This window comes from Porphyrobacter sp. AAP60, from assembly GCF_001296025.1.
Taxonomy (GTDB): Bacteria; Pseudomonadota; Alphaproteobacteria; order Sphingomonadales; family Sphingomonadaceae; genus Erythrobacter.
The window spans coordinates 14,061-39,801 of record NZ_LJHV01000012.1; the positions used below are offsets into that span (position 1 = coordinate 14,061).

Annotated in this window: 27 protein-coding genes, 1 tRNA gene and 1 other RNA gene; 16 read left to right on the plus strand and 13 right to left on the minus strand. The window is 62.4% G+C overall.

The window, feature by feature from the left end; translation table 11 throughout:
* Window positions 1-201 precede the first annotated feature (201 nt).
* The 3 genes from IP79_RS11430 (at window position 202) to IP79_RS11440 (ending at window position 3,317) form a co-directional block, all read left to right on the plus strand.
* A complete protein-coding gene (locus IP79_RS11430) occupies window positions 202-954 on the plus strand; it encodes an SIMPL domain-containing protein (RefSeq protein ID WP_082337183.1) in 753 nt (250 codons plus the stop codon).
* Between the two features lie 179 nt (window positions 955-1,133).
* Entirely contained in the window at window positions 1,134-1,940 is an 807-nt protein-coding gene (locus IP79_RS11435) for a metallophosphoesterase (protein WP_054119446.1), read from the plus strand.
* 54 nt (window positions 1,941-1,994) lie between these two features.
* Window positions 1,995-3,317, plus strand: a complete 1,323-nt coding sequence (locus tag IP79_RS11440; RefSeq protein ID WP_054119447.1) for a UDP-glucose dehydrogenase family protein — start codon at window positions 1,995-1,997, stop codon at window positions 3,315-3,317.
* On the opposite strand, the gene IP79_RS11445 is transcribed toward IP79_RS11440, so the two are convergent.
* The 5 genes from IP79_RS11445 to IP79_RS11460 form a co-directional block, all read right to left on the minus strand.
* Window positions 3,293-4,117: a hypothetical protein gene (locus IP79_RS11445; RefSeq protein ID WP_054119448.1), complete on the minus strand. Its 825-nt coding sequence runs from the start codon at window positions 4,115-4,117 to the stop codon at window positions 3,293-3,295. The genes IP79_RS11440 and IP79_RS11445 overlap by 25 nt on opposite strands.
* A gap of 56 nt (window positions 4,118-4,173) precedes the next feature.
* An RNA gene (gene rnpB / locus IP79_RS11740) (RNase P RNA component class A) lies at window positions 4,174-4,595 on the minus strand.
* Window positions 4,596-4,631: 36 nt separating this feature from the next.
* A complete protein-coding gene (locus tag IP79_RS11450) occupies window positions 4,632-5,354 on the minus strand; it encodes an N-acetylmuramoyl-L-alanine amidase (protein ID WP_054119449.1) in 723 nt (240 codons plus the stop codon).
* An 8-nt stretch (window positions 5,355-5,362) separates the two neighbouring features.
* The gene (locus IP79_RS11455; RefSeq protein ID WP_054119450.1) at window positions 5,363-6,016 is read right to left on the minus strand and encodes a histidine phosphotransferase family protein; all 654 of its coding nucleotides are present in this window, start codon (window positions 6,014-6,016) and stop codon (window positions 5,363-5,365) included.
* Window positions 6,017-6,025: 9 nt separating this feature from the next.
* Window positions 6,026-6,472, minus strand: a complete 447-nt coding sequence (locus tag IP79_RS11460) for a M67 family metallopeptidase (RefSeq protein WP_233994184.1) — start codon at window positions 6,470-6,472, stop codon at window positions 6,026-6,028.
* Between IP79_RS11460 and IP79_RS11465 the strand changes: the two genes are divergently transcribed.
* The 7 genes from IP79_RS11465 (at window position 6,453) to IP79_RS11495 (ending at window position 12,365) form a co-directional block, all read left to right on the plus strand.
* Entirely contained in the window at window positions 6,453-7,406 is a 954-nt protein-coding gene (locus IP79_RS11465) for an RluA family pseudouridine synthase (RefSeq protein WP_054119452.1), read from the plus strand. The genes IP79_RS11460 and IP79_RS11465 overlap by 20 nt on opposite strands.
* Before the next feature lie 114 nt (window positions 7,407-7,520).
* Window positions 7,521-8,441, plus strand: coding sequence for an RNA polymerase sigma factor RpoH (gene rpoH / locus IP79_RS11470; RefSeq protein WP_082337184.1), 921 nt, complete (start codon window positions 7,521-7,523; stop codon window positions 8,439-8,441).
* A 183-nt stretch (window positions 8,442-8,624) separates the two neighbouring features.
* A complete protein-coding gene (gene mtgA / locus IP79_RS11475) occupies window positions 8,625-9,296 on the plus strand; it encodes a monofunctional biosynthetic peptidoglycan transglycosylase (protein WP_054119453.1) in 672 nt (223 codons plus the stop codon).
* Between the two features lie 6 nt (window positions 9,297-9,302).
* Window positions 9,303-10,271 (plus strand): cation diffusion facilitator family transporter, encoded by a 969-nt coding sequence (locus tag IP79_RS11480; protein WP_054119454.1) that lies wholly within the window; start codon window positions 9,303-9,305, stop codon window positions 10,269-10,271.
* On the plus strand, window positions 10,271-10,858 hold the full coding sequence (locus IP79_RS11485; RefSeq protein WP_054119455.1) for a sigma-70 family RNA polymerase sigma factor: 588 nt from the start codon (window positions 10,271-10,273) through the stop codon (window positions 10,856-10,858). Before IP79_RS11480 ends, IP79_RS11485 begins: the two co-directional genes overlap by 1 nt.
* Complete coding sequence (locus tag IP79_RS11490) at window positions 10,855-11,634, plus strand: anti-sigma factor (protein ID WP_054119456.1); 780 nt, start codon at window positions 10,855-10,857, stop codon at window positions 11,632-11,634. Before IP79_RS11485 ends, IP79_RS11490 begins: the two co-directional genes overlap by 4 nt.
* Window positions 11,635-11,747: 113 nt before the next feature.
* Complete coding sequence (locus tag IP79_RS11495) at window positions 11,748-12,365, plus strand: fasciclin domain-containing protein (protein ID WP_082337185.1); 618 nt, start codon at window positions 11,748-11,750, stop codon at window positions 12,363-12,365.
* A gap of 209 nt (window positions 12,366-12,574) precedes the next feature.
* On the opposite strand, the gene clpX is transcribed toward IP79_RS11495, so the two are convergent.
* Both clpX and IP79_RS11505 read right to left on the minus strand, forming a co-directional pair.
* The gene (gene clpX, locus IP79_RS11500; RefSeq protein WP_054119457.1) at window positions 12,575-13,840 is read right to left on the minus strand and encodes an ATP-dependent Clp protease ATP-binding subunit ClpX; all 1,266 of its coding nucleotides are present in this window, start codon (window positions 13,838-13,840) and stop codon (window positions 12,575-12,577) included.
* Window positions 13,841-14,037: 197 nt separating this feature from the next.
* Entirely contained in the window at window positions 14,038-14,742 is a 705-nt protein-coding gene (locus IP79_RS11505) for an ATP-dependent Clp protease proteolytic subunit (RefSeq protein WP_054119458.1), read from the minus strand.
* A 174-nt stretch (window positions 14,743-14,916) separates the two neighbouring features.
* Between IP79_RS11505 and IP79_RS11510 the strand changes: the two genes are divergently transcribed.
* Window positions 14,917-16,464, plus strand: a complete 1,548-nt coding sequence (locus tag IP79_RS11510; RefSeq protein WP_054119459.1) for an amidase — start codon at window positions 14,917-14,919, stop codon at window positions 16,462-16,464.
* A gap of 18 nt (window positions 16,465-16,482) precedes the next feature.
* Here IP79_RS11510 and tig read toward each other — a convergent pair whose 3' ends face one another.
* Both tig and IP79_RS11520 read right to left on the minus strand, forming a co-directional pair.
* Entirely contained in the window at window positions 16,483-18,066 is a 1,584-nt protein-coding gene (tig, locus tag IP79_RS11515) for a trigger factor (protein WP_054119460.1), read from the minus strand.
* A 61-nt stretch (window positions 18,067-18,127) separates the two neighbouring features.
* Window positions 18,128-18,212 (minus strand) — tRNA-Leu (locus IP79_RS11520).
* 135 nt (window positions 18,213-18,347) lie between these two features.
* Here IP79_RS11520 and IP79_RS11525 point away from each other — a divergent pair.
* Genes IP79_RS11525 through IP79_RS11535 form a run of 3 tightly spaced genes read left to right on the plus strand, consistent with a single transcriptional unit; the run spans window position 18,348 to window position 20,621 of the window.
* A complete protein-coding gene (locus IP79_RS11525) occupies window positions 18,348-18,659 on the plus strand; it encodes a DUF3297 family protein (protein WP_054119461.1) in 312 nt (103 codons plus the stop codon).
* A gap of 52 nt (window positions 18,660-18,711) precedes the next feature.
* The gene (der, locus tag IP79_RS11530; RefSeq protein ID WP_054119462.1) at window positions 18,712-20,124 is read left to right on the plus strand and encodes a ribosome biogenesis GTPase Der; all 1,413 of its coding nucleotides are present in this window, start codon (window positions 18,712-18,714) and stop codon (window positions 20,122-20,124) included.
* A 5-nt stretch (window positions 20,125-20,129) separates the two neighbouring features.
* Complete coding sequence (locus IP79_RS11535) at window positions 20,130-20,621, plus strand: DUF2721 domain-containing protein (protein WP_054119463.1); 492 nt, start codon at window positions 20,130-20,132, stop codon at window positions 20,619-20,621.
* A gap of 73 nt (window positions 20,622-20,694) precedes the next feature.
* On the opposite strand, the gene bfr is transcribed toward IP79_RS11535, so the two are convergent.
* The 4 genes from bfr to IP79_RS11555 all read right to left on the minus strand — a co-directional run bounded on the left by bfr (window position 20,695) and on the right by IP79_RS11555 (window position 24,088).
* Window positions 20,695-21,177: a bacterioferritin gene (gene bfr, locus IP79_RS11540; RefSeq protein ID WP_054119464.1), complete on the minus strand. Its 483-nt coding sequence runs from the start codon at window positions 21,175-21,177 to the stop codon at window positions 20,695-20,697.
* Window positions 21,178-21,315: 138 nt separating this feature from the next.
* Window positions 21,316-21,516, minus strand: coding sequence for a (2Fe-2S)-binding protein (locus tag IP79_RS11545; RefSeq protein ID WP_054119465.1), 201 nt, complete (start codon window positions 21,514-21,516; stop codon window positions 21,316-21,318).
* Between the two features lie 186 nt (window positions 21,517-21,702).
* Window positions 21,703-22,968, minus strand: coding sequence for a DUF418 domain-containing protein (locus IP79_RS11550; RefSeq protein ID WP_054119466.1), 1,266 nt, complete (start codon window positions 22,966-22,968; stop codon window positions 21,703-21,705).
* 103 nt (window positions 22,969-23,071) lie between these two features.
* Window positions 23,072-24,088 (minus strand): SPOR domain-containing protein, encoded by a 1,017-nt coding sequence (locus tag IP79_RS11555; protein ID WP_054119467.1) that lies wholly within the window; start codon window positions 24,086-24,088, stop codon window positions 23,072-23,074.
* Window positions 24,089-24,360: 272 nt separating this feature from the next.
* On the opposite strand from IP79_RS11555, the gene IP79_RS11560 reads away from it, so the two are divergent.
* A complete protein-coding gene (locus tag IP79_RS11560) occupies window positions 24,361-25,083 on the plus strand; it encodes a ParA family protein (protein WP_054119468.1) in 723 nt (240 codons plus the stop codon).
* Window positions 25,084-25,100: 17 nt separating this feature from the next.
* Complete coding sequence (locus IP79_RS11565; protein ID WP_054119469.1) at window positions 25,101-25,739, plus strand: hypothetical protein; 639 nt, start codon at window positions 25,101-25,103, stop codon at window positions 25,737-25,739.
* The last annotated feature ends 2 nt before the right edge of the window (window positions 25,740-25,741 follow it).

Consider the following 25,741-nt stretch of genomic DNA (forward strand, 5'->3'; position numbering starts at 1 on the left):
CTTTGCGGCACAGAGCTAGTCGGTCGCCCTGGCGACCGCAAGGGCGACTGCCCGCCCGCAGCGACGCGACCTTCAGGTCGCATGAGCGAGGATTTCGCAGCCCGGAGGGGCTGCGGAACACAAAAACGAAACCCCATTCAAACTCCATTCATCGACGATGATGCACATTTCGTCGCATCAACTCATATGGGGGAACATGGTATGGCCAGCGATGAAGTGCAACCGGTGACTGCGACAACCAGTGTCTTGCGTCAGCCTTCCAGCCAGCTTTGGTTCGGCACCGCTACGATCCTTGCGATCGGCATGATCGCGGGCGGATACCTGCTGGGCAACGGATTGCTGCGCGCCAAGGATGCCGAGCGCGCCGTGACCGTGCGCGGTCTGGCCGAGCGCGACGTCAAGGCCGATCTGGCAACCTGGACGATTTCCTATTCCGCATCGTCAACCGATCTGTCCGAAGCACAGGGCAAGGTGCGACGCGATACGCAGAGTATCGAAGCCTTCTTCAAGGAACTGGGCTTTCCCGCCGATGCCTTGCAGCCGACCGGCGCGAACGTATCAAGCTACACCAATGACGGGCTGACCACCTATACCGTGCGCCAGCGCCTTGCCCTGCGCACCGAAGATATCGCTCGCGCGCAGAAAGCCGTTGCCCGCCAGTTCGATCTCGTCGGGCGCGGGGTGTTTCTGGAAGAGGGATCAGGCATGGCCTATACCTTCACCAGGCTGAACGACATCAAGCCCGAAATGGTAGCCGAAGCGACCAAGGATGCCCGCGCATCGGCGCAGCAGTTTGCCGAGGATTCCGGATCGGGCGTGGGCAAGATCAGGGATGCGACACAAGGTTATTTCACCATCGAAGCACGCGATGGCGAAACCGGAAGCTGGGGCATGTCCGACAGTCCGTTCAAGAAAGTGCGGGTGGTCACCACGGTCAGCTTCTCGCTGGAGTAAGACTGGCGGTCGTCGCATCTGGACGACAATTCCGCACCGTTGGTCGTGCCGCGCAGAGGCTATATTGCTGTTGACCGCCCCGACCAGTATGCGGACGCTCCCTATAGGGATGGGGCGAGACAGCATCGCCCCGTCCCGATCATTTCTCCGGGTCGCCTGAACGGATAAAAAACTTCGTCATGTTTCAGAAATTGCGTGACTTTTTCCGGTCTCCACCGCCGCCCCGGCTGCCAACAGTGCCGCCGGGCACGCGGTACTACGTGATCGGTGATATCCACGGGCGGCTTGATCTCTACGCAGCCATGATCACCGAGATCGAGCGTGAAATCAGTGCTGAAACCGGCATGGAAAGCCGGATTATCCTGCTGGGCGATCTGGTTGATCGCGGGCCGGACAGTGCCGGCGTGATAGAACGCACGCGCCAATGGCAGCAGCAGCGCCATGTCCGCGTGCTGGCCGGCAATCACGAAGAGATGTTCCTTGCCGCCTTCGAAAAGCCCGAAGCGCTGCGACATTTCGTCAAGCATGGCGGGCGCGAGACGATCATGAGCTATGGCATTTCCAAGAAGCGCTTTGCCACGCTCGACCTTGAAGGCCTGTTCGAACTCCTGCCCGAACTGGTGCCGCAAGCGGTGCGCGATTATCTTTCCAGCTTCGAAGCGATGATCATCGCGGGCGATTATGCCTTCGTTCACGCAGGCGTCGATCCGGAACGCCCTTTCGATGACCAGAAACGCAGCGATCTGCTGTGGATCCGCGACCGGTTTCTCAACCATGATGGCCCGCTGGAAAAGGTGGTGGTGCACGGCCACACGATCTTTGACCGGGTCATGGACTGCGGCAACCGGATCGGGATTGACACTGGCGCGTTCCGTTCGGGTGTGCTTACAGCGCTGGTGCTTGAAGGCGATCAGCGGCGGATTCTTCAGGCCCGCACAAGTGATGGCGGGCCGGTGGAAATCTTCCAGGGCGAGCGGGCAGACTAGCCACGCTGTGCGCCGCACAAGCGGTTGGCAGATTTCGGTCAAGGGCAGGTATTCATGAAAATTGCGATGGTGGGTTCGGGCTATGTCGGGCTCGTATCGGGGGCCTGCTTTGCCGATTTCGGCCATGATGTGGTCTGCATCGACAAGGATCAGAGCAAGATCGACCGGCTTCATGCCGGGATCATGCCGATTTACGAGCCCGGTCTTGATGCGCTGGTGGATACCAACGTCAAATCCGGACGGCTGACCTTCACGACTTCGCTGGCCGAAGGGATCAGGGATGCGAGCGCCATCTTCATCGCGGTCGGCACGCCCAGCCGCCGGGGCGATGGCCATGCCGATCTGACCTTCGTGTACGACGTCGCGCGCGAAGTGGGCGAACATCTCGCCAATGATGCGGTAATCGTGACCAAATCGACCGTGCCGGTCGGGACCGGCGACGAGGTGGAGCGGATCATCGCCGAGACCGGTGCGTCGAGCGAGAGGGGGCACAAATTCGCCGTCGTCTCCAACCCCGAATTCCTGCGCGAAGGCGCGGCGATCGGCGATTTCAAGCGGCCTGACCGGATCGTAATCGGCGCGGAAGACGAGTTCGGCCGCGAGGTGATGCGCCAGGTCTATCGCCCGCTGTTCCTCAACGAAAGCCCGATCCTGTTCACCAGCCGCCGCACCAGCGAGCTGATCAAATATGCCGCCAACGCCTTCCTTGCGACCAAGATCACCTTCATCAACGAAATGGCCGACCTGTGCGAGAAAGTCGGCGCAAATGTGCAGGATGTCAGCCGCGGGATCGGGATGGACAACCGCATCGGTGCCAAGTTCCTGCACGCCGGGCCAGGTTATGGCGGCAGCTGCTTCCCCAAGGATACGCTCGCCCTGCTCAAGACCGCCGAGGATTACGACAGCCCGACGCGGATCGTGGAAGCGGTGGTCAAGGTCAACGACAGCCGCAAACGGGCGATGGGCCGCAAGGTGGTCGATGCGCTCGGCGGGTTTGAAGAGGCGCGCGGCAAGAAGGCGGCGCTGCTGGGCCTGACGTTCAAGCCCAACACCGATGACATGCGCGACAGCCCGGCGATCGCTGTGGCGCAGACGCTGATGGATGCAGGCGTTGCCGTGGCTGCTTACGATCCCGAAGGCATGGAACAGGCGCGCCCGCTGCTTCCCGAAGTCACCATGTGCGAGGATCCCTATGCCGCCATCGCCGGCGCCGATGTCGTGGTGATCGTGACCGAATGGGATGCTTTCCGCGCGCTCGACTTCCGGCGCGTCAAGGAACTCGCCAATGCGCCCGTGCTGGTCGATCTGCGCAACATCTACAATCCGGCCGAAATGGCCGCGGCAGGGTTCACCTATGTGAGCGTGGGGCGGGCCTGACCACCGAACCAGTGGGTGCGGTTCCGGCTGCGTGAAAGCTGCCACGCGGCCACTGCCAGCACCGCTGCAATTCCGGCAAAGCAGGCCCAGCCGATGCTCGGGAAGCGTTGCCCGGCGCTCGCATTGATGCCGACGAGGGCATAGCTGAACACCAGCGCGTAAAGCGGCGCGCCGCGTGATCGGGCCACCGCCAGCGCGGCGATCGCAGCGCCGATGCCGATCATGGCGGTGGCAGCCAGCGGCGCCGGATCGGCCCCGCCGATGCCGTAAAACTTCAGCGTGGCGGCAATGTTGACGATGCTCGCCGCTGTCAGCCACGCGGCCAGAGCGGCGAAGGCCGGTACAACCAGCCAGCGCTCGCTGCGGGTCAGGGACTGCTCTTCGACCACCGCTCGCAACACGATCAGCAGCCCTGCCAGCGATACCAGGATGATGATCACCGAAACGGCTGTCAGGTTATCGATCTGGGTGTAGGCCGACCACACCCCCTGCGCTGCCAGTGCAATCGCGGCGGGCCAGCCGATCCGCGCCAGCAGCGGATTGTTGCGCTGGGCTGGCAGGGCCTGCCACAGGGCAAACAGCGCCGAAAGCACGAACAGCGGCCCCCAGATCGCAAAGGCCCAGCCAGCAGGTGTAATCAGCGTGCGCACCGCGTCTGACCGGTCGCCGATGAACTCGCCAATGCCGAAGCGCGGCAGGAAGCCCGCACCGATCTGCACCACCACCGCCACGATGATGGCGAGGCGCTGGACCAGCGAACGATGGATCGGCGGTCGATGCGGCGGGATATAATCGAACATGGTAGCTTCAACCGGAGCGCCATGGGGATTGTTCCCGTCCGGCGGGTTCGATGATGCGTCAGGGGGCCATCATAAGCCGGGTTCTGTCTCCGCCAGGCTGTATCCCTTGCGGGACGGGCCTGCGGTGGCAGCCATTCATCTGGTCGCCGGATTGCTCCGGCGCTCTAGCAGCCAACCCGGGCCGCTCGGGGCGAAACACCCCTACCCTGCCATTGCTGACGGGCGCGCGGCCCCTATTCGGCCTTGCTCCGGGTGGGGTTTGCCATGCGGTGGCTGTTGCCAGCCCCCCGGTGCGCTCTTACCGCACCCTTTCACCCTTGCCTGTCCCCGGAAAACCGGGCCATCGGCGGTTTGCTCTCTGTGGCACTTTCCCTTGCTCTCCTTGCGGAGAACCGGCGGGCGTTACCCGCCACCCTTGTTTCGTGGAGCCCGGACTTTCCTCGCGCTTTTGCAAGCACGCGGCTGCCTCAGGCCCCCTGACGGATGCGCCTATAGGCTGGCACGATAAGGATTGCTAGCGGGTGCGCCCTTCATCCCGGTCAATCAGCAATTGCCACAGGATCGCGGCAATTTCGCCATCGGGCACGCCGGTGATGCGGTGCGGGCGCCAGCGCCGCTCGAAGGCTTCGACGGCCTTGGCCTGATCGGTGATGTCATAGCCGAACCGTTCGAGCGCCATGAAGAACGACCCGTCATTGTGGAACGGATTGCCCGCAGCAAGGCTGGCCGGACGCGGCAGGCACAGATTGTATTCGGCGATACGGTCCCACGGGAATAGCTCGCCCGGATCAACCTTGCGCATCGGCGCGACATCGGAATGGCCCACCACATTGGCGCGCGGAATGTCATACCGCCTCACGATCCGCGCCAGCAGCGGGATCAGCGCGTCGATCTGCGCTTCCGCAAAAGGACGATAGCCCAGCCCATGGCCGGGATGATCAAGCTCGATCCCGATGCTGGCCGAGTTCACATCCGGAATTCCGCGCCAGAACGAAGCGCCCGCGTGCCAGGCGCGGCGGTTTTCGGCCACCAGCCGGATGACCTCGCCTTCTTCGGTAATGCAGTAATGTGCGCTAACCGAAGCCGCGGGATCGCACATCCGCGCAATCGCGGCTTCGACCGGCTTCATTTCGGTGTAGTGCAACACGACCATCGAAATCGGCAGCGTGCGCGGCCCGTAATTGGGCGATGGCACCTCGCGGTGAACCAACTCGTCGCCCTCGATGCCCCCCGACATCAGCGCAGCTAGCCGATCATGCCTTCGGGCTCGGGCAAGACCGCGCCCAAGACCAGCGCCCCGTCACCCAGCTTGTATTGCAGCCCGCCGTCCATCTCTTCGGCGAGCACCGCGATCATGTGGGCGGCAGCGGTGCGGCTGGTGATTTCGCTTTCGGCCAGGTCGCCCTGCAGCGCGCGGCCGATCGTCTCGTCAAAGGCGATCCTGTCACCCCGCGCCCGCGCCACGATTTCCACCGCGCCGTCGCGCCGTTCCGCGCCGATATCCAGCGTGCCGCCGCGCACCAGCGAATCAAGCGCGATCTGCGCAAGGTTGAGCAGCACCTTGACCGCCGGTTTGGGCAGGCTGTGGTCGGCAATGGCCCAGTGGATTTCCACCCGCTTGCCTTCAGGCGCCAGCGCATCGATCACGGCTTTGGCCTCGTCGATCGGGATCGCCTCGCCAAACCCGCCCGCCGCGCCAAATGCGAGACGGAAGAACTTCAGCTTATCAGTGCTGATCTTTGCCGATTGTTCGAGCAGTTCCATGCAGCGCGCGCGCATTTCGGGGTCTTGTTCGTCGGCCAGCAGTTCCAGCCCGTTAGCGAGCGCGCCGACGGGGGACAGCATATCGTGGCACAGGCGCGAACACAGCATCGCGGCGAGATCGGTCTGGGAAATCATGCCGCTGTCCTAGCTTTCGATGATGGTAAAGGGAAGAGCGGCAAACCCCGCAATATCGTCCTGCCAGAACCTTACGTCGCCCCCCGCGGTGCCCCCGGCAATAATGGCCCACACCCGCCCGTCATGCGCGGCCATTGCGCTGTCGGTGGCGGAAGGGGCGGGATCGCCGGTCGGATGCGAATGGAAATAGCCCAGCACCTGCGCCCCGGCCCCGCTGCGTGCTGCCCGGTACGCGTCGATCAGCGCCTGCGGATCGATTTCGAAATGGGTGGCCGGGGCCGGATGGATATTGCGCGTTTCGCGAACTTCGATGATGCGGCGGCCTGTCCCCAGCAACAACCCGCACGCCTCTTGCGGATGCGCCGCAGCGGAAGCGGCGCGCATCGCGGTGAGGGCTTCTCTTGTCACTTCCAGTTCCATCACGCATGGCCATACCATGTCTGGACACGAAATCATCACCGGCACCATCCTCTCCCCCGCCCGGCTGGACAAGGCGCTGGCCGAGGCCACGGGACTTTCCCGCGCGCGGGTGCAGGGGTTGATCGATCAGGGCCGGGTCGATGTGGCGGGCAAGACTGCTTCATCAGCTTCGATGAAGGTAGGCGCAGATGTGCCCTTCCGCATCATCATCGCCGCCGCCATGCCCGCCGAAGCCGCGCCCGAAGATATTCCGCTGACCATCGCCTTTGAGGACGATCATCTGATAATCGTCGACAAGCCGGCAGGCATGGTGGTGCACCCGGCGGTGGGCAATATCACCGGCACACTGGTCAACGCGCTGCTGCATCATTGCCGGGGGAACTTGTCAGGCATCAACGGCGTGGCGCGGCCCGGTATTGTCCACCGGATCGACAAGGACACATCGGGCCTGCTGGTGGTTGCCAAATCCGATGCCGCGCATGAAGGGCTGGCCGTGCAGTTTGCCGCGCACACCGTCCACCGCCGCTATATCGCGGTGTGCGGCGGGCATCCCTCGCCTGCCGAGGGCACAATCAATGCCCGGGTTGGCCGGTCGGATGCTGACCGAAAGAAAATGACGGTGCTGCCCAACAATTCCTCGCGCGGGAAAACCGCGATAACCCATTACAAGGTGCTGGAGCGGCTGGATCATGCGGCCATGATCGAATGCCGGCTGGAAACGGGCAGAACCCACCAGGTGCGCGTTCACTGCGCGTCAATCGGTCATGCTCTATTGGGAGACCCTGCCTATGGACGAACACCGCAACCCTTGCGCGCCCTGCTGGATCATCTCGGCTTCCGGCGGCAGGCGCTGCATGCCGCAGAACTGGGGTTCCAGCATCCGGTGACCGGCGAAACAATTCTTCTGCGCAGCGATCTGCCGCCCGACATGATGGAACTGATCGACCAACTGCGAAGTTCTAATCGATGAAATGCGCATACATCCGCCGCGTTTTCGCGTATATATAGAACCCGTGGCCCAGATCACGGGATGCCCATCAGGGGTCCCGTGCAAGCGGTCGACGCTAGAAAGGTTAGGTAAAACGTGACCAAGTCCCCCACGACGCGCAAGAAGACCACTTCGGTCCCGGCGCTGAGCGGTGAGCAGAGCCTCAACCGCTATCTCTCCGAAATCCGCAAGTACCCGGTTTTGACGGCAGAGCAGGAATATATGCTCGCCAAGCGGTATCAGGAACACGAAGACCCCGAAGCTGCAGCCCAGCTCGTCTCCAGCCACCTGCGGCTCGTCGCGAAAATCGCGATGGGGTATCGGGGCTATGGCCTGCCCGTGGCCGATCTGATTTCCGAAGGGAATGTCGGGTTGATGCAGGGCGTCAAGAAATTCGAACCCGATCGCGGCTTCCGCCTCGCGACCTACGCGATGTGGTGGATCAAGGCTTCGATGCAGGAATTTATCCTGCGTTCGTGGAGCCTTGTGAAAATGGGCACCACTGCTGCGCAGAAGAAGCTGTTCTTCAACCTGCGCCGCATGAAAAAGCAGCTTGAGGCCTATGAGGACAGCGATCTTTCGCCTGCCGACCTGACCAAGATCGCCACCGATCTGGGCGTGCCGGAACAGGAAGTCGTCAACATGAACCGGCGCATGATGATGGGCGGCGATGCTTCGCTCAACGTCAGCTTGCGCGGGGATGAAGAAGGCGGCGGCGAATGGCAGGACTGGCTGACCGATGATCGCCCCCTGCAGGACGAAACCGTTGCCGAGGCCGAGGAATCGCAGATGCGCAAGGCGATGCTGTCCGAAGCAATGGGCAGCCTGAACGAGCGCGAACGCCACATCCTGACCGAACGCCGCCTGACCGAAAAGCCGCAGACGCTGGAAGAATTGTCGCAGTCCTACGACGTCAGCCGCGAACGCATTCGCCAGATCGAAGTGCGCGCATTCGAAAAGCTGCAAAAGGCAATGCAGCGGATCGCGGGCGAACGGCTGCTTCCAGGCGTCGCCTGATGCGGGTTAGGCTCGCCTAGGTGCGCCCTAGGCTCGTCTAGACCCCCTCTTGCCTGTTCTTGAAAGGGCGCTGCGAGTGATTGCAGCGCCCTTTTTCGTGTGTGGCCGCAATGTTTCACGTGAAACATTGGGCGAACACCGGCGATGCTTTCCCGCTGCGATTCACTCGGCTAAGGCTGGCGCATGATTGCCACTATCGCGCGCTTCCTCGCCAAAACCATCGCCGGGTTCATCGTGCTGACAGTGGTGCTGGTGGTGGCTTTCAAATGGCTGCCAGTGCCCGTCACCGCGACCATGCTGATGGACGCGAACGGGATCACCAAGGACTGGGAAAGCCTTGATAATATTGACCGGAATCTGGTCTCGGCAGTGATCGCGGCAGAAGATTCGCGCTTCTGCGAACATTTCGGTTTCGACGCCGAAGCGATCGAGCAGGCGATCGAGGAACGCCTCGCCGGGCAGCGCGAGCGGGGTGGTTCCACGATCAGCCAGCAGACCGCCAAGAACGTGTTTCTGTGGCAGGGTGGCGGGTTTTTCCGCAAGGGGCTGGAAGCGTGGTTCACCTTCTGGATCGAACTGGTGTGGGGCAAGCAGCGGATCATGGAAGTCTATCTAAACGTTGCGGAAACCGGCATCGGAACCTACGGCGCAGAGGCCGGATCGCAGCGCTATTTCGGCCATTCCGCCGCGCGCCTTTCGCCTGACGAGGCCAGCCGAATGGCCGCCGCCCTGCCCAGCCCCAAGAAACGCAGCGTCAAAAACCCCGGCGGGTGGCTGGCACGCCACGGCAACAGCATCGAACGGCGGATCGGCATTGTCAGGCGTGACGGGCTTGATGCTTGCGTCTACAACTAGCCGCAGATGCACGCCCACGCCGATCATAGCCATTCGCACGACCTTTCTCATGGGCATTCTCATGGGGGCAGCTCCGATTGCCACGGGCTGCACGATGCCCATGGTCATCACCACGCGCCCACGGATTTCGGCCGGGCATTTGCCTTCGCAATCGGTCTGAACATCGCCTTTGTAGCGATCGAGGCGACCGCAGGGCTGCTGTATAATTCGATGGCGCTGGTGGCGGATGCGGGTCACAACCTGTCCGACGTTCTGGCCCTGGTGCTCGCCTGGGTCGCCAGCATCGCTGCACGGCGGCCGCCTTCGGGCCGCTTCACCTATGGCTTCAAGAGCTCGACCATTCTGGCCGCTTTGGCCAATGCGCTGCTGCTGGCTGTCACGATCGGGGCGATCCTGATCGAGACATTCCACCGGGCGATGACCCCGCAGCAGCCCGAAGGCATGGTGATGGTGATCGTCGCCGGGATCGGAGTTGCGATCAACGCGTTGACGGCCATGCTGTTCATGCGCGGTCAGGAGGATATCAACATTCGCGGAGCCTATCTCCACATGGCCGCGGATGCGCTGGTTTCGCTGGGCGTGGTTGTGGCCGGGGTCGCGATCATCTTCTCCGGCCTTTGGTGGATTGATCCGCTGGTCACCATAATGATCGTCGGCGTGATCGCATGGGGCACCTGGGGCCTAGCGCGGGACAGCCTGACCATGGGGCTGCTGGCGGCCCCGGCCCGGATCGATCTGGCCGAGGTAAAAGCCCACCTTGCCAGCTTTGACGGCGTCACCGCAGTGCACGATCTGCACGTCTGGCCGATGTCGACTACCGAAACCGCGCTGACCGCGCATCTGGTGATGCCTGGCAAGCCTGCGTCCGACAGCTTCCTGCGCGATATCGCGGATACGCTTCAGGCCCGCTTCGGGGTCGGCCATTCGACCTTGCAGGTCGAAAGCGGCGAGAACCCTTGTAGCGGTGGTTGCTGATGGCCGCTCTCCCCCGCCCCTCCACAGCCGAAGCGCGCGAGGCATTGCGCGATGCCATGGCCCGGCTGGCGGCGGGCGACGAGGCTGCGCTCGAAGAAATTTACCGCGCCACGCGGGTGAAGCTATTCGGAATAACCCTGCGTATCTTGGGTGATCGAAAGGAAGCCGAGGACGCCTTGCAAGACGTCTATGTCAATCTGTGGCAGCGGGCCGACCGCTATGACCCGACCCGTGCGAGCCCCATCGCATGGCTGGCGGCGTTTGCGCGCAACCGCGCCATTGACCGGCTGCGCACCGGCAAGGTCCGCGGCGGCGCGGTGCCGGTTGAAGAGGCTGCACCGCTCGCCGATGAAACGCCGCTGGCCGATATGCTGCTGGTCGATGCGGAACAGGCAGCGCAGATTCACAAGTGCCTGGGCGCGCTGGATGACCGCACGCAGGGCCACATCCGCGCTGCCTTTTTCGAAGGCCAGACCTACGCGCAACTGGCCGAGGCGGCCGATGTGCCGCTGGGCACGATGAAAAGCTGGATCCGCCGCGGGCTGCAACGCCTGCGCGCCTGTCTCGAAGCGAGCGAAGCGGCATGAGCAGCACCGGCGAAGGCCCCGAAAACATCGTGCAGCGCGACGATCCGATGATCGCTGCGGAGTGGGCACTCGGCCTGCTCGAAGGCGAAGAGCTGCTCGCCGCGCGCGGGAAGTTTGCGACCGATGCGGATTTCGCCTGGCGCAAGGATTGGTGGGACAACTGGTTTGCCCCTCTGACCGATGCGATGCCGGGCGCAGAACCGGGCGGTGCGGTGTGGGATGGTATCGCCGCGCGCATTGCCTCGCAGCAGGCGGTTGCCGCTTCTGCGCCAGGCGAGCCGGAGGCATCGGGTAACGTGATCGATCTCGAAGCGCGGGTGCGGCGCTGGCAATGGGTGGCCGGACTGTCCTCGGCCGCAGCCGCCGTTGCGCTTGCGCTGTTCGCCTTTGCTCCGGACCAGACCCCCGGCGATCCACCTGCGCAAATCGCCGCCGCTGCACCGCTGGTCGCCACGGTGCCGATTGGCGAGACCGGGCTGCGGCTTGATGTGACCTATATTCCCGAAAGCGAAAAGATGCTGGTCGCCGCGATCGGCCTTACTGCCGACGGGGTGCATGATCACGAATTGTGGCTGGTGCCGCAAAACGGCGGCACCCCGCAATCGCTGGGTGTGGTCGCTCCGGGACAAGTGCGCAGCATGGTGCTGCCCGCCGCGATTACGGCCAACCTTGGCGACGGAGCGGGCCTGGTCCTGACCCGCGAGCCGATTGGCGGCAAGCCCGAAGGCGTCGACGCCGGCCCGGTCGTGGCCGAGGGCGCCTTCGCCCCCGTCTAGGCCGGTTTCGCTTCGCCGCAACCACGCGGCAACTCACCCGTCTCTCCCTTCAGGCGCGCATCCGCCCGCATCACCCCGGCGTAGCTTCGGGGCAAGCGGAAAGGCTTGCCGACATGAAATTCCCCCTGAAGGAGATCCCTACTGTGACCCGCAACCTTACCATTATCGCTGCCGCGCTCGCCGCCACGTCCAGCCTCGTGGCAGCCCCGGCCTTCGCCGATCATCACAAGACGGCGATGGCCAGCGAGAACGTCCCCACCGTGGGCGGTGCGCCGATGTACCCGACCAAGACCATCGTCGAAAACGCCGTGAACTCGCAGGATCACACCACGCTGGTCGCCGCCGTGCAGGCAGCTGGTCTGGTTGAAGCGCTGTCCGGCCCCGGCCCGTTCACCGTCTTCGCGCCGACCAACGCGGCCTTCGCCAAGCTGCCCGCCGGCACCGTGGAAACGCTGGTGAAGCCGGAAAACAAGGAAACTCTCGCCGGCATTCTGACCTATCACGTTGTATCGGGCCGCGTTTCGGCGAGCGAGCTGATCGGCATGATCGAAGCGAATGGCGGCAAGGCTGAACTGACCACGCTGAACGGCGGCACGCTGACCGCTGCGGTCGAGGGCGGAATGGTTGTGCTGACCGACGCCGCTGGCGGCAAAGCCACTGTGACGCAGGCCGACGTGTTCCAGTCGAACGGCGTTATCCACGTCACCGACACTGTCTCGCTGCCGGGCTGACCTTAGACAGAACCAGTTAGCGCTGCTTCACACGCCATCCCCTCCTACCCCGGAGCAGCGCTTTCCCCGACCCCGTCCGGCCTCTCCTCCATGGGCCGGGCGGGGTTTCTATTTGCGTGTTCCGGGCAACAAAAAGGCCCCTTCCTTGCGGGAGGGGCCTTTTTGTTGCTTTGCAGGAAGGGCCGGATGATCCCCGTCCGAAGGGAAGGCTAAGCCGCCTCTTCCTTCTTGCTCTCGCCGCCGATGACGCGGACGGGTTCTTTCTTGCCTTCGACCACTTCCTTGTCGATCACGATTTCGGTCACGCCTTCCATGTCGGGCAGATCGAACATCGTGTCGAGCAGCAGGCCTTCCACGATCGAGCGAAGCCCGCGGGCGCCGGTCTTCCGCTTTATCGCGCGCTCGGCAATTGCCTGCAACGCATCCGGCGTGAAGGTCAGTTCCACATCTTCAAGCTCGAACAGCTTGCGATACTGCTTCACCAGCGCGTTCTTCGGTTCGTTCAGGATCGTCACCAGCGCAGGCACATCGAGATCGTGCAGCGTCGCGATCACCGGCAGACGGCCGACGAATTCAGGGATCAGGCCGAACTTGAGGAGATCCTCGGGCTCGGACTTTTCCAGCAATTCGCCCACGCGGCGCTTGTCCGGATCGGCGACATGCGCGCCGAAGCCGATGCTGCGCTTTTGCAAGCGGTCAGCGATGATCTTGTCGAGGCCGGCAAAGGCTCCGCCGCAGATGAACAGGATATTGGTGGTATCGACCTGCAGGAATTCCTGCTGCGGATGCTTGCGCCCGCCCTGCGGCGGAACGGAGGCGGTGGTGCCTTCCATCAGCTTCAGAAGTGCCTGCTGCACGCCCTCACCCGAAACATCGCGGGTGATCGAGGGGTTTTCCGCCTTGCGGGTGATCTTGTCGATCTCGTCGATATAGACGATCCCGTGCTGGGCCTTTTCGACATTATAGTCGGAAGCCTGAAGCAGCTTGAGGATGATGTTCTCCACGTCCTCGCCCACATAACCGGCTTCGGTCAGCGTCGTGGCGTCGGCCATGGTGAAGGGCACATCGAAAGTGCGCGCCAGCGTCTGCGCCAGCAGGGTCTTGCCCGAGCCGGTGGGGCCAACCAGCAGGATGTTCGACTTCGCCAGTTCGACATCGCCTGCCTTGCTGGAGTGCTTCAACCGCTTGTAATGGTTATGCACGGCAACCGAGAGCACGCGCTTGGCGCGATCCTGTCCGATGACATAATCATTCAGCGTCGTGAAAATATCCATCGGCGTAGGGATTTCGCCGTCTTTTTTGCCGGCGATCCCTGCCTTGGTCTCTTCGCGGATGATATCGTTGCACAGCTCCACGCATTCATCGCAGATGAACACGGTGGGGCCGGCAATCAGCTTGCGCACTTCGTGCTGCGACTTCCCGCAGAAGCTGCAGTACAGGGTGCTCTTGCTATCGGATCCGCTCAATTTGGTCATTCCTGTGTCCTCGAATCCGGCTGTGCACGCGGCGCGTTGTGCAAGACAGATTCGTCAAATGTATCCAAGGCACCAGATGAATCAACACGTGGCGCAATAATTCGTGTTGTTACCATAACGGCGCTGCTGCCGAATGAACGGGAAAAATGGCTCGGCAGAGCCACTGTCCCGCACCGGCGCAGGTCGATGGAAAAGGCTTATTCGGGCGCGCCGCCCGAACCTTCTTCGCCGCCGCCAACCTCGTTTTCAGGCCGGGTTTCGAACACCTTGTCGACGATACCGAAAGCCTTGGCTTCTTCGGCTTCAAGGAACGTGTCACGATCCATCGCCTTTTCGATCTCTTCCAGACTACGGCCCGTGAACTTCACGTAAAGATCGTTCATGCGCGAACGGATACGCAGAATCTCGCGCGCCTGAATTTCGATGTCCGATGCCATCCCGCGTGCCCCGCCCGAAGGCTGGTGCACCATGATCCGCGCGTTGGGCAGCGCAATCCGCATCCCCGGCTCGCCTGCGGCCAGCAGGAAGCTGCCCATGCTGGCAGCCTGACCCATACACACAGTCGACACGCGCGGCTTGATGTACTGCATCGTGTCGTAGATCTGCAGACCGGCCGTCACCACGCCGCCGGGCGAGTTGATGTACATGCTGATCGGCTTGGACGGATTTTCGCTTTCAAGAAACAGCAGCTGCGCGGTCACCAGCGATGCCATGCCGTCTTCGATCTGACCTGTCACGAACACGATTCGTTCGCGCAGCAAGCGGCTGAAAATGTCGAAACTGCGTTCGCCGCGGCTCGTCTGTTCGACCACCACCGGCACCAGCGCGCCCGTATAGGGGTCACGCGTGAACTGGCCTTGCGTGCCATAGGTATCACCGGAATTGCCGAACAGATCGATCATGAGAGGTGCGTGTCCTTCGTAAGTGTCGATACGGCTATGTCGGACGCAGGGGGGCAATTTCAAGGGCGTTTACCTTGTCCCTGTGAATTGCCTGCGAATTGGCTGCAAGAATCGTGCTGCCGATGCGCAATTTTGCCCTTGCCGCAGTCTTCCCACGTGGCAAGTTCTGACACCATGATCAAAACCGCCATGACCCGTTCGAGCCTCGCCCTGCTTCTTGCAACCTCTGCCACGGCAGCCCTTGCGCAATCAGGCAGTTCGCCGGAGCCGAACGCAACGCAAGAACGTGCGGCGATGAACGAGCTTCTGGCCGTGAACGAATACATCCTGCGCATTCAGGCGCTCGATGACAACGGTCCGCGGTTGAACGCGTTAATAGATTATGATCCCACGGCCCCGGTGACAGCGCGCCAGCGCTTGGGCATCGGCCCCCTCAACGGTCGCACCGTTCTGGTGAAGGATAATATCGAGACCAAAGGCTTTGCCACCACCGCAGGCAGCCTTGCGCTGAAAGACAACCGTACCGGACGCGATGCACCGCTGATCGCCAATCTCGAAGCCGCAGGCGGGGTGGTGCTGGGCAAGACTAACCTCAGCGAATGGGCCAACATCCGATCCAACGATTCCACCAGCGGGTGGAGCGCGGTGGGCGGGCTGACCCGCAACCCCTTTGCCATTGACCGCAACACCTGCGGATCGTCTTCGGGCAGCGGAGCGGCGATTGCGGCAGGGTTCGCCTGGGGCGCCATTGGGACGGAAACCAACGGATCAATCACCTGTCCTGCCAGCATTAACGGCATCGTCGGGTTCAAACCGAGCGTCGGCATCGTCAGCCGCACCCATGTGGTGCCGATTTCCAGCACGCAGGACACCGCCGGGCCAATGACCAGGACGGTCTACGATGCGGCGCTGCTGCTGACCGCCATCGCTGGGGAGGATAGGGCTGATCCGGTAACGCTGGAGGCCAAGCGTGTCGCCGGTTACACCGCCGGGCTGTACACCTATTCGCTGCAAGGCGTGCGGATCGGGGTAATGCGCAAGCAGATCGGCAACCGCGATGATCTGAAGGCCGTGTTCACCGCGGCCCTCACCGATCTGGAGCGGGCGGGCGCGGTGCTGGTTGACATAGACTTCGAGCCCGACCGGCAAATGTATGGTGACAGCTTCACCGTGCTGATGTTCGAGCTGCGTGAGGAAATCGGCAAATATCTCGTTTCGATCCCGGCCTTCGAAGAGGGCGAGACCCCGCGCAGCCTTTCCGATCTGATTGCGTTCAACAATGCCAATGCCAGCACCGAAATGCGCTGGTTTGGGCAGGATCTATTCGAACTGGCCGAAACCACTACCGACCGGGCTGCATACGAAACCGCACGCGCCAATGCGCTGCGGATCGCCGGGCCGGAAACGCTCGACAAATTGCTGGCCGACAACAAGGTGCAGTTTCTGGTCGCACCCACCCGCGGTCCGGCATGGGTCAGCGATCTGGTGAACGGTGACAATTTCAACGGTTCGGTCGGGTTCGGCAGTCCTTCGGCGATTGCTGGCTACCCGCACCTCACCGTACCGATGGGCGCAATCGAAGGCCTGCCGGTCGGCCTCAGCATCATGGGCGCAAAGTGGGATGATCACGCGGTGCTGAAGGCGGGCGCTGCCTACGAAAAAGCGCGGACAGCCAAGCTGCCCGCGCCTTCGTTCCGTCCGTGGCGGCCGGCAGGGGAATAGTCCCCCGCCCGCGCCGGATTACTTCTTCGCCGCAGCCTTCTTGGCCGGGGCTTTCTTGGCGGCGGGCTTTTCTTCAGCCGCAGCTTCGGTCTTCTTCGCCGGCGCCTTCTTGGCAGCAGGCTTGGCTTCAGTCGCCTCAGCCTTCTTCTTGGGGGCAGCCTTCTTGGCGGGCTTTTCTTCGGCAGCCGGTGCTTCCTCGGCAGCGTCAGCCTTCTCGCCCGGAGCCTTCTTCTTGGCGGCAGCCTTCTTCGGCGCGGGCGCGGCTTCAGCGGTTTCATCCGCTTCGATCGCAGCCTGAAGCTCCTCGACGGTCACTTCACGCTCGGTCACATCGGCCTTGTCGAACAGGAAGTCGACAACCTTGTCTTCATAAAGCGGCGCACGCAGCTGGGCAGCGGCCATCGGTTCGGACTGGATGTACTCGACGAAACGCTGGCGGTCTTCGGCGCGATATTGTGCGGCCGCCTGCTGCACCAGCATGCCCATTTCCTGCTGGGTCACTTCGACGCCATTGGCCTGGCCAATCTCCGAAAGGAGCAGGCCCAGGCGCACGCGGCGTTCGGCAATCGCCTTGTACTCGTCCTTTTCTTCGTCGATCTGCTTCAGTGCGGCCGCAGGATCTTCGTCATTGGCGGCTTCCTGCTGGAGCTGCGCCCAGATCTGCTGGAATTCGGCCTCAACCATGGTCGCAGGTACTTCAAAGCTGTGGCCGGCGGCCAGCTGATCGAGCAGCGCGCGCTTCATCTGGGTGCGGGTCAGACCGGCGGTCTGCTGCTCCAGCTGCGCCTTCATGATTTCGCGCAGCTTGTCGAGGCTGTCGAGGCCAAGGCTCTTGGCGAATTCTTCGTCCAGCGTGGTTTCGGTTTCGGTCTTCACCGCCTTCACAGTGATGTCGAAAGTGGCTTCCTGCCCCGCAAGGTGCGCAGCCTGATAGTCGGCCGGGAAGGTGACGGTGATGGTCTTTTCCTGACCGGTCTTCACGCCCACCAATTGGTCTTCAAAGCCGGGAATGAAGGTGCCCGAACCCAGCACCAGCGCAGCGTCTTCAGCCTTGCCGCCTTCGAACTCGACCCCGTCCAGCTTGCCGACGAAATCGATGATCAGCTGATCGCCGTCCGCCGCCTTCTTGGTTTTGGCCGCGTCCTTGTAGCTCTTGTTCTGCGATGCAATGTTGCCGAGCGCATCGTCGATCTGCGCATCGGTGACCGGAACCACCAGCTTTTCAAGCTTCAGGCCGTCAACACTGGGCGTGTCGATCGTCGGCAGCACTTCGAGGCTTACGGTGATCGCGGCGTCCTTGCCCTGCTCGTAATCCTCATTGAGACCGATTTCCGGCTGCATCGCCGGGCGCAGCGCTTCGTCACGCAGCAGCTTGTCGACCGATTCGCGAATCGTGTCGTTCACAACCTGACCGTGCAGGGCTTCGCCATGCATCTTCTTGACGAGGTTGGCGGGCACCTTGCCCGGACGGAAGCCGGGCATCCGCACCTGCGGCGCAACTTTCTTGATCTCGGCGTCGATCTTCGCGGTGAGATCGGCGGCGGGGATCGTGATGAGGTAGGCGCGCTTGAGCCCTTCGTTTACGGTCTGCTTGGTTTGCATGGTGACTGGTTGAAGCCTTCTTGCCAAAAATCCGGTAAGCCGGGCTGGTTCGGGGCGAATTTGGTGCGGGCGAAGGGACTCGAACCCCCACATCTTGCGATACCAGAACCTAAATCTGGCGCGTCTACCAATTTCGCCACGCCCGCATGCCCGAACGAAGCCGCGCGGGGAAACCGGCTAAGGCACCCCGCGCGTATTAGCGAGCGCCCTTATCCCCCCCAAGCCAAAAGGGCAAGCGCAACACGCTTGAAGGCTGCATGATTGCCGATTAAGGCGCCGCCATGACCGACGAAAACACCGAAAACGCCGTTCCAGCAAATTCTGGCGCCGACGTACCGCCCGATCACCTTTCGGTGAACCCGAAGAGCCCGTTCTTCGATGCCGAAAAGCTCCAGCGCGGAGTCGGCATCCGGTTCAAGGGTCGTGTGCGCACGGACATCGAAGAATATTCGATCTCCGAAGGATGGGTGCGGGTGCAGGCCGGCAAGGCCGTCGACCGTAAGGGCCAACCGCTGACGATCAAGATCAGCGGCGAGGTCGAAGCATGGTTTGAAGACCTCGGCGAAGAAGCTCCAGTTGCCAGAAAGGGCTGAGTAGAGGGCAGCGCTTGCCAAAATGGGCGTTTGAGCCCACTTGGCACGCATTATGTCCCTCCTCAAAAAGCCCGAAGTCGTTATCATTGGCCGTCCCAATGTCGGCAAGTCCACGCTGTTCAACCGGCTGGTGGGCAAGAAGCTCGCCCTCGTCGACGATCAGCCCGGCGTCACGCGTGACCGCCGGATGGGTGATGCCGAGATTGCGGGGCTGAAGTTCACCGTGGTCGACACCGCCGGGTGGGAGGACGAGGACGACCTCAGTCTTCCAGGCCGGATGCGCAAACAGACCGAAGCCAGCCTTGCTGGCGCGGACGCAGCGATGTTCGTGGTCGATGCGCGCGCGGGCCTCACCCCTATGGACGAGGAAATCGCCCGGTACCTGCGCGAACAATCCGTCCCCGTGGTGCTTGTGGCCAACAAGGCCGAGGGCAAAGGCGGCGAAAGTGGCGCGATGGAGGCCTATGCGCTCGGACTTGGCGAACCGCTGGCCATGTCGGCCGAGCATGGCGAAGGGATCGCCGATCTGTTCGGCGGGCTGTGGCCGATCATCGGCGCGGCTTGCGACGAATGGGAAGAGGCCGAGGAAATCGCAAAGCTGGAAGCAGCAGCGATGGCTGAGGAAGATCGTCCCGCCGGTCCGCTGAAGCTTGCCATTGTCGGACGACCGAACGCGGGCAAATCAACGCTGATCAACCGCCTGCTTGGCGAAGACCGCCTGCTGACTGGTCCGGAAGCCGGGATCACCCGCGATTCGATTGCGATCGACTGGGACTGGACCGATCCCAGAACCGGCGAAAAGCGCGAAATCCGGCTGATCGACACCGCCGGGATGCGCAAGAAGAAGAACGTCACCGAAAAGCTCGAAAAGCTGTCGGTCGCCGATGCGCGCCGGGCGGTGGATTTTGCCGAGGTCGTGGTGCTGCTGCTTGATGCCACCCAAGGGCTTGAACATCAGGATCTGAAGATCGCCAGCCACGTGCTGGAAGAAGGCCGCGCGCTGATGATCGCGATCAACAAGTGGGACGTGGCCGAGGACGCGAGCAAGCTGTTCAACGGCATCCGCGGCGCTTTGGATGACGGGTTGGCGCAGGTGCGCGGGTTGCCGCTTTTCGCGGTCAGCGCCAAAACTGGCAAGGGGCTGGACCAGATGCTCGCAGGCGCATTCGACCTGCGCGAGGCGTGGTCGAAACGCGTTTCCACCGCCGCCCTCAATCGCTGGTTCGACGATGCGCTGGAAGCCAACCCGCCGCCCGCGCCTGGCGGTAAGCGAATCAAGCTGCGCTACATCACGCAGGCTGGCACCCGCCCGCCGCGCTTCGTGATCTTCGGCACCCGGCTCGATCTGCTGCCGACCAGCTACGAACGTTATCTCGTGAACGGGATCCGTGCCAAGCTGGGCTTTGACGCCGTGCCAGTGCGCGTGACGCTGAAGACCAACAAGAACCCTTACGCCAAGGACTAGCCGGGATGGTATTCGACCTCCTCGCCGCCGCCGCAGATGCACGCCTGCCCTTCGCACTGGAAATCTTCGAGCGCACCGCTTCGACCCCGAGGGTGCAGCAAGTGGTGCAACTGAGCCTCGCGCCCGCATTCCTTCTTTCAGGGATCGGCGCGGTCATGAATGTCATCATGAGCCGCATGATCTGGATCGCACAGCGAATCGACAAGATCGAGGACAAGATGGAAGAACAGCGCACTTCCCGTCAGGCGCGCGAACTGGGCTGGCTCATGCGCCGGCGCAAACTGGCGCAAGGCGCGATCATGTTTTCCACCGCATCGGCCGTCATGATCAGCGCCGTTATCATGATGCTGTTCATCTCGGCCTATATCGTCGCGCAAATCGGAACGGTCATCGCGGCCTTGTGGGTGCTGACGATGGCGCTTCTGGTAATCGGCCTCGGATTCTTCCTGCTGGAAACGCGGTTGGCGGCAATCGGAGCGCAGGCGCCAAAGGACTAGTCGGCGAAAATGCAAAAAGGGCAGAGTCGTTTTACCGGCCCTGCCCCCTTTCATGCGACGATGCGACCAGCGCTCAGCTTTCGCCAGCGGGCTGGCTTTGCAGCTGGCAGTAATTGTGCAGGCCCATCCGCTCGATCATCTCGAACTGCGTTTCAAGGAAATCGACATGCTCTTCCTCGTTCTTGAGGATATCCTCGAATAGGCCGGCCGAGGTGTGATCCTTGACGCTGCGGGCATATTCCGCCGCGTCCTTCAGCAGCGGGATTGCTTCGTGTTCAAGCGCCAGATCGGCCTTGAGCACCTCTTCGACCGTTTCGCCCACCTTCAGCTTGTGGATCGCCTGGAAGTTGGGGAGCGCTTCGAGGAACAGGATGCGCTCTGCCAGCTTGTCGGCGTGCTCCATTTCCTCGATCGATTCATGGCGTTCGTAAGCCGCCAGCTTCTTCATGCCCCAGTTGTCGAGCACGCGGTAATGCAACCAGTACTGGTTGATTGCCGTGAGCTCATTGGTGAGCGCCTGATTGAGATAGTCGATGACCTTAGGGTCGCCCTTCATGGGATTGTCCTTTGCGAAATGTCAAAGCCGGGTTGCGGCATTGCCTACAATGTAGACCCTGCCGGGGCTTGTCCGCAAGAGGTGGGCGAAGAAATATCTTTGCGAATCAGTCGCTTGCGATCCGTTCGCAATCGCGTTTCAGGCAGCTTCTACTGCGAATACATCGCATCTTGCTGCCGCACGCTCTGCATCAATGATTTCCTGCGCCTCATCAAGGCATTGACCGCAATTGGGGCGCTTGCCGAGGCAGGCATAGGTCGCTTCAGCGTCGCCGTCGCAGGTCAGCGCGGCTTTCCGCAAATCAGTCTCACGGATGGCGTTGCAGATGCAGATATACATTGGGGCGCGAATCTTTCCTGCGAAGCGTTTGCAGGAAGCAATGTATGCGAACCATTCTTAATAACAACTCTTTTTTCGCATCGCCTCCGCGATGCGGTTTCCTCGCGCCTCCGGCGTTGCGCTCGGCCTTGCGGCCTGTCCTTCGGGAGGCCGGAACAACGCTCTTCGGGAATGTTGCGTCTGGCGCTATTTCTTCAACGGGAACATCGTCCGGTAAGTCAGGCAGCGCCAGAGCCATTCGAGCGGGCCGAAACGATAGTGATCGAGCCATGGCTTCGACCAGGCCACCATCACCGCCCAAGCCAGAATGACCACAATGTAAAGTTGCGGGCGGTTCAATTGCCCGAACAGTCCCAGCGCCCAGCCGTGGAAAACCAGCATCATCAATACCGAGGTGCCGAGGTAATTGGTGAAAGCCGCCCGCCCGGCCGCCCGCACCCGCTGCGCCAGCCATCCGGTTGCCGATGGCGAATAGACCACCAGCAGCGCCGCCATACCCAGCACCATCCACAGCCGTGGTAGCGGGCTCCACCCGACGAATGCGGCGAGCGTGCCGTAATAGGTGAAGCCGCCCCCCTTAATCGTCAGCCCGATCAGAAGATGCACCGCAGCCCCCAAGACCAGTCCGACCCAGCCCCAGCGCACCATCTTGGTCCGGTCAAATCCGCCGCTGAAAAAGCCCAACCGATAAAGCGCGATGCCGATCAGCATCAAAGGGAACGTCTCCAGCCCGAACAACAGCGCGTTGAGCAGGGGCTCGCTCCACTGTTCGGTAAGACGGTGGGCCACCAGAGCGGCATAATCGCCCGATGCAATCGCGGCATTGGGCACCTCGCTGCGCGCCAGCGTTTCATCGATCGCTGCGATCATAGCAGTGCGCTGTTCGGCCAGCTCCGGGGCCGATTCGCCGAACGGCGTATCAGCAATCGCCCATGTCATTGTGAACATGCCCGCATAGAGGAGCACACCCAGCATGTAGCCGCCCAGCCCGACGAACAGCTGCGTCTTCACGCTCCACCGGAGGCAGGTCAGCGCAATCAGGCCGAACAATGCGTAATAGAACAGAATGTCGCCCGGCCAGATGAAGAAGAAATGGATGAGGCCGAACCCCATCAGAATCGCCAGCCGCCACGCCTGCAAACGGCGCGTGGCGCCCCGCGCCCAGGCCTTCTCCATGAACAGGTATAGCCCCGCGCCAAACAGCAGCGTGAACAGGCCGCGCATCTTGCCATCGATCAGAATGAATTGCCCAATCCACATCCACCCGCCCGGATCGCCCGGATCAACCTTGAAAGCAGTTGGGTACATATAGGCGTCGAACGGTTGTCCGAAGGCGACGATGTTCGCGGCAAGAATGCCCATCACCGCCAGCCCGCGGATGAAATCGAGCGAGTCAATCCGTTCGGCAATGCTGACCGGTGCGACTTCGGCCACGCTAACTGTATCATTCATGGCCGATCCCCCTGCCCTGCGCGGAGCGTAGCCTAGCACTTCACACAGGCAAGGAAAGACCGAGTTGGCCGCGTTGGTCGATCAGAACACTGATTCGGGCGATCTATCTCTGACCTGCGACAAGGCAGGCTTGCCCCTGCTTCTTCAGCGCGGCGCAGGCGCGATTGGCTTCGGCTTCATTGGCAAAGCCGGTTGCCAACAGACGGGTCACATTGCCGCTTGGCACCAAAGTCTTGCTGGTACCCGCCAAGGCGGGGTTGCCTGAAAGCTGGTTCCAGAGCCTGTCGGCGTTGCCTGCCACACCGAATGCGCCAAGCTGCACGCGCCACTTGCCCTGCTTTGGTGCAGCCGGGACAGGTGCCGGTTGCGGGCGCGGGGCGGCGAGGACCGCTGGCGCTGCCGCAGCGGTCTGCGTCATTACGGGCGGCCGGGGCGCAGACTGGCTGACAGGGGTCATAACGGGAGATGCAGGCGACGATGACGCCGCCGTGCCCAGTTCGACTGCGGCCAGTTCGGACGCGCGCAGCGATTTGGCTCCTGCCTCCAGTTGCCGCGCGAGCGATTGCGCCTGACTACGCTGGGCGGTGGGCACAAATTTGTCCATCTGCGCCAATGCATCGCGCGCTTGCGGCAGACCCGATCCGTTTGCCAGCGTCATCAAGGCATAGGCCCGCACCCAATCGCGCGGCGCATAATCCGCGTTGAAGTGCGAAAGGCCGAGCACATACTGTGCGCGCGGATCGCCCCGTTCGGATGCGGCACGGATCATAGGCATCGCCTTTTCCTGCTCGCCTTCCTGAAACAGCATCAACCCGTAATTGTCGGCAGCCTTTACATGGCCAAAGCTGGCTGCCTCTTCATAGAGCTTGCGTGCGCGGGCGTTGTCGACATCAACCCCGCGGCCAAGGCGATAGGCCTGCGCGAGGTTGAACAGGGCATCAGGGTCTCCGGCTGCTGCCGGGCCCTGCCATTCCACGACAGCGCGGGTGTAGTCACCCGCTGTCCAGGCGTCGACCCCGGCCTTGACGTCAGCCAGTGCCGGTGTGGCGATCAGAACCAGTGATGCTGCAAGTGCTGCTGCACCCAGTCTTGCGCTGGCCGAGGCCGCGGCCGTGCTCATAGATTTCATGCCTGCCATTGTCTTCGCCTCATGCGATGCTGCTTAATTGGTGGCCACAGGCATAGCAGAAACAAGGTTAGCAAACGGTTGCCACGCGCTGCGCCCTTCTGCGTGGCAGAACCACCCGCACCGAAGTGGCCTGCAAGAGTTACATGAAGACAGCCGATGTTAACCCTAAATTAGGGGTATCCTGCGATCCCATGGCCGACCACTCGTTGAATGGCGTTGCAATAGGGCAGCGCACAGCGGGCTAATTCAGGGGGACCCAGGCGTTGCGTGTACTCGCTTTGGCATCGCAGAAAGGTGGATCGGGCAAGACCACCCTGTCCGGACATCTCGCCGTTCAGGCTCAGCGCGCAGGCGCTGGTCCGGTGGTGTTGATCGACATCGACCCGCAGGGTTCGCTCGCCGATTGGTGGAACGAACGGGAGGCGGAATATCCCGCCTTTGCGCAAACCACCGTATCGCGTCTGGCCAATGACCTTGCAGTGCTGCGTCAGCAGGGCTTCAAGCTGGCAGTGATTGATACGCCGCCCGCCATTACCATGGCGATCCAGTCGGTCATCAGCGTCGCCGAACTTATCGTAGTCCCCACCCGACCTTCCCCGCACGATCTGCGCGCTGTCGGTGCGACAGTCGACCTTTGCGAACGCGCTGGCAAGCCGCTGGTGTTCGTGGTCAACGGCGCCACACCCAAGGCCAAGATTACCTCGGAGGCTGCCGTTGCGCTTTCGCAGCATGGCACTGTTGCGCCGATTACGCTCCACCACCGTACCGATTTCGCCGCTTCGATGATCGACGGGCGCACCGTGATGGAAGTCGATCCCGAAAGCCGCTCGGCTGCCGAAATCACTGCCCTTTGGCGCTATATCGCCGACCGGCTCGAAAAGAATTTCCGTCGCACTGTGTTTGCCCCGGCCCCCAACGGCCAGGCCCAGCAGCTTGGCGGTGTGCCGCGTCCCGCCGGTGGCTTCGGCCGCCGTGTGGCGCAGTAAGCGAAGGGACAAGAGCGATGTCAGAATCCGGCTTTGCTTCGCTCGGCCCGACCTTGCTGGCCCGCAAGGGCGGCGCCAAGCCTGCCATGCGCCCGCAGGTCGCTCCGCTCGTTCAGGACGAGACGGAACTGGCAGCGCTTGCCGATGAACAGCTTGAGGATCTCGGCTGGAACGACATGGGCGATCACGAAGGCGGGGCCAACATCGTCCCGATCAATGCCGACCTTTCGGCCGACCAGATCGCACACGGCCATGGGCCTGTGGTGCACCGTCAGCAAAAGCGCCTTGAAGAACGTGTGCTTGCCGATGCCGTGATGACGGGCCCCGACGACCGCGAACCAGAATATGACGCCGAGGATGAAGAAGATTACGGCGAAGAATTCGCCGGTCAGGATATTTACGCCCCGTCCCCGGTCGAGCCCGTCGTTGCCCAACCGGTCGTCCGCACCGCAGCGAAGCCGCGATCGAGCGCTGCCGCTTCAGGCCGCCGAGCTGCCTTCACGCTGCGGCTTGATACCGACCGCCATCTCAAGCTGCGCCTTGCTGCAACCATGCAGGGTGTCAGCGCGCAAATTCTGGTGACCGAAGCGCTCGACCGGCTGCTTGCCGAGTTCGATGAGCTTGATGTCATTGCAAGCCATCTCAAACGCCATTGACC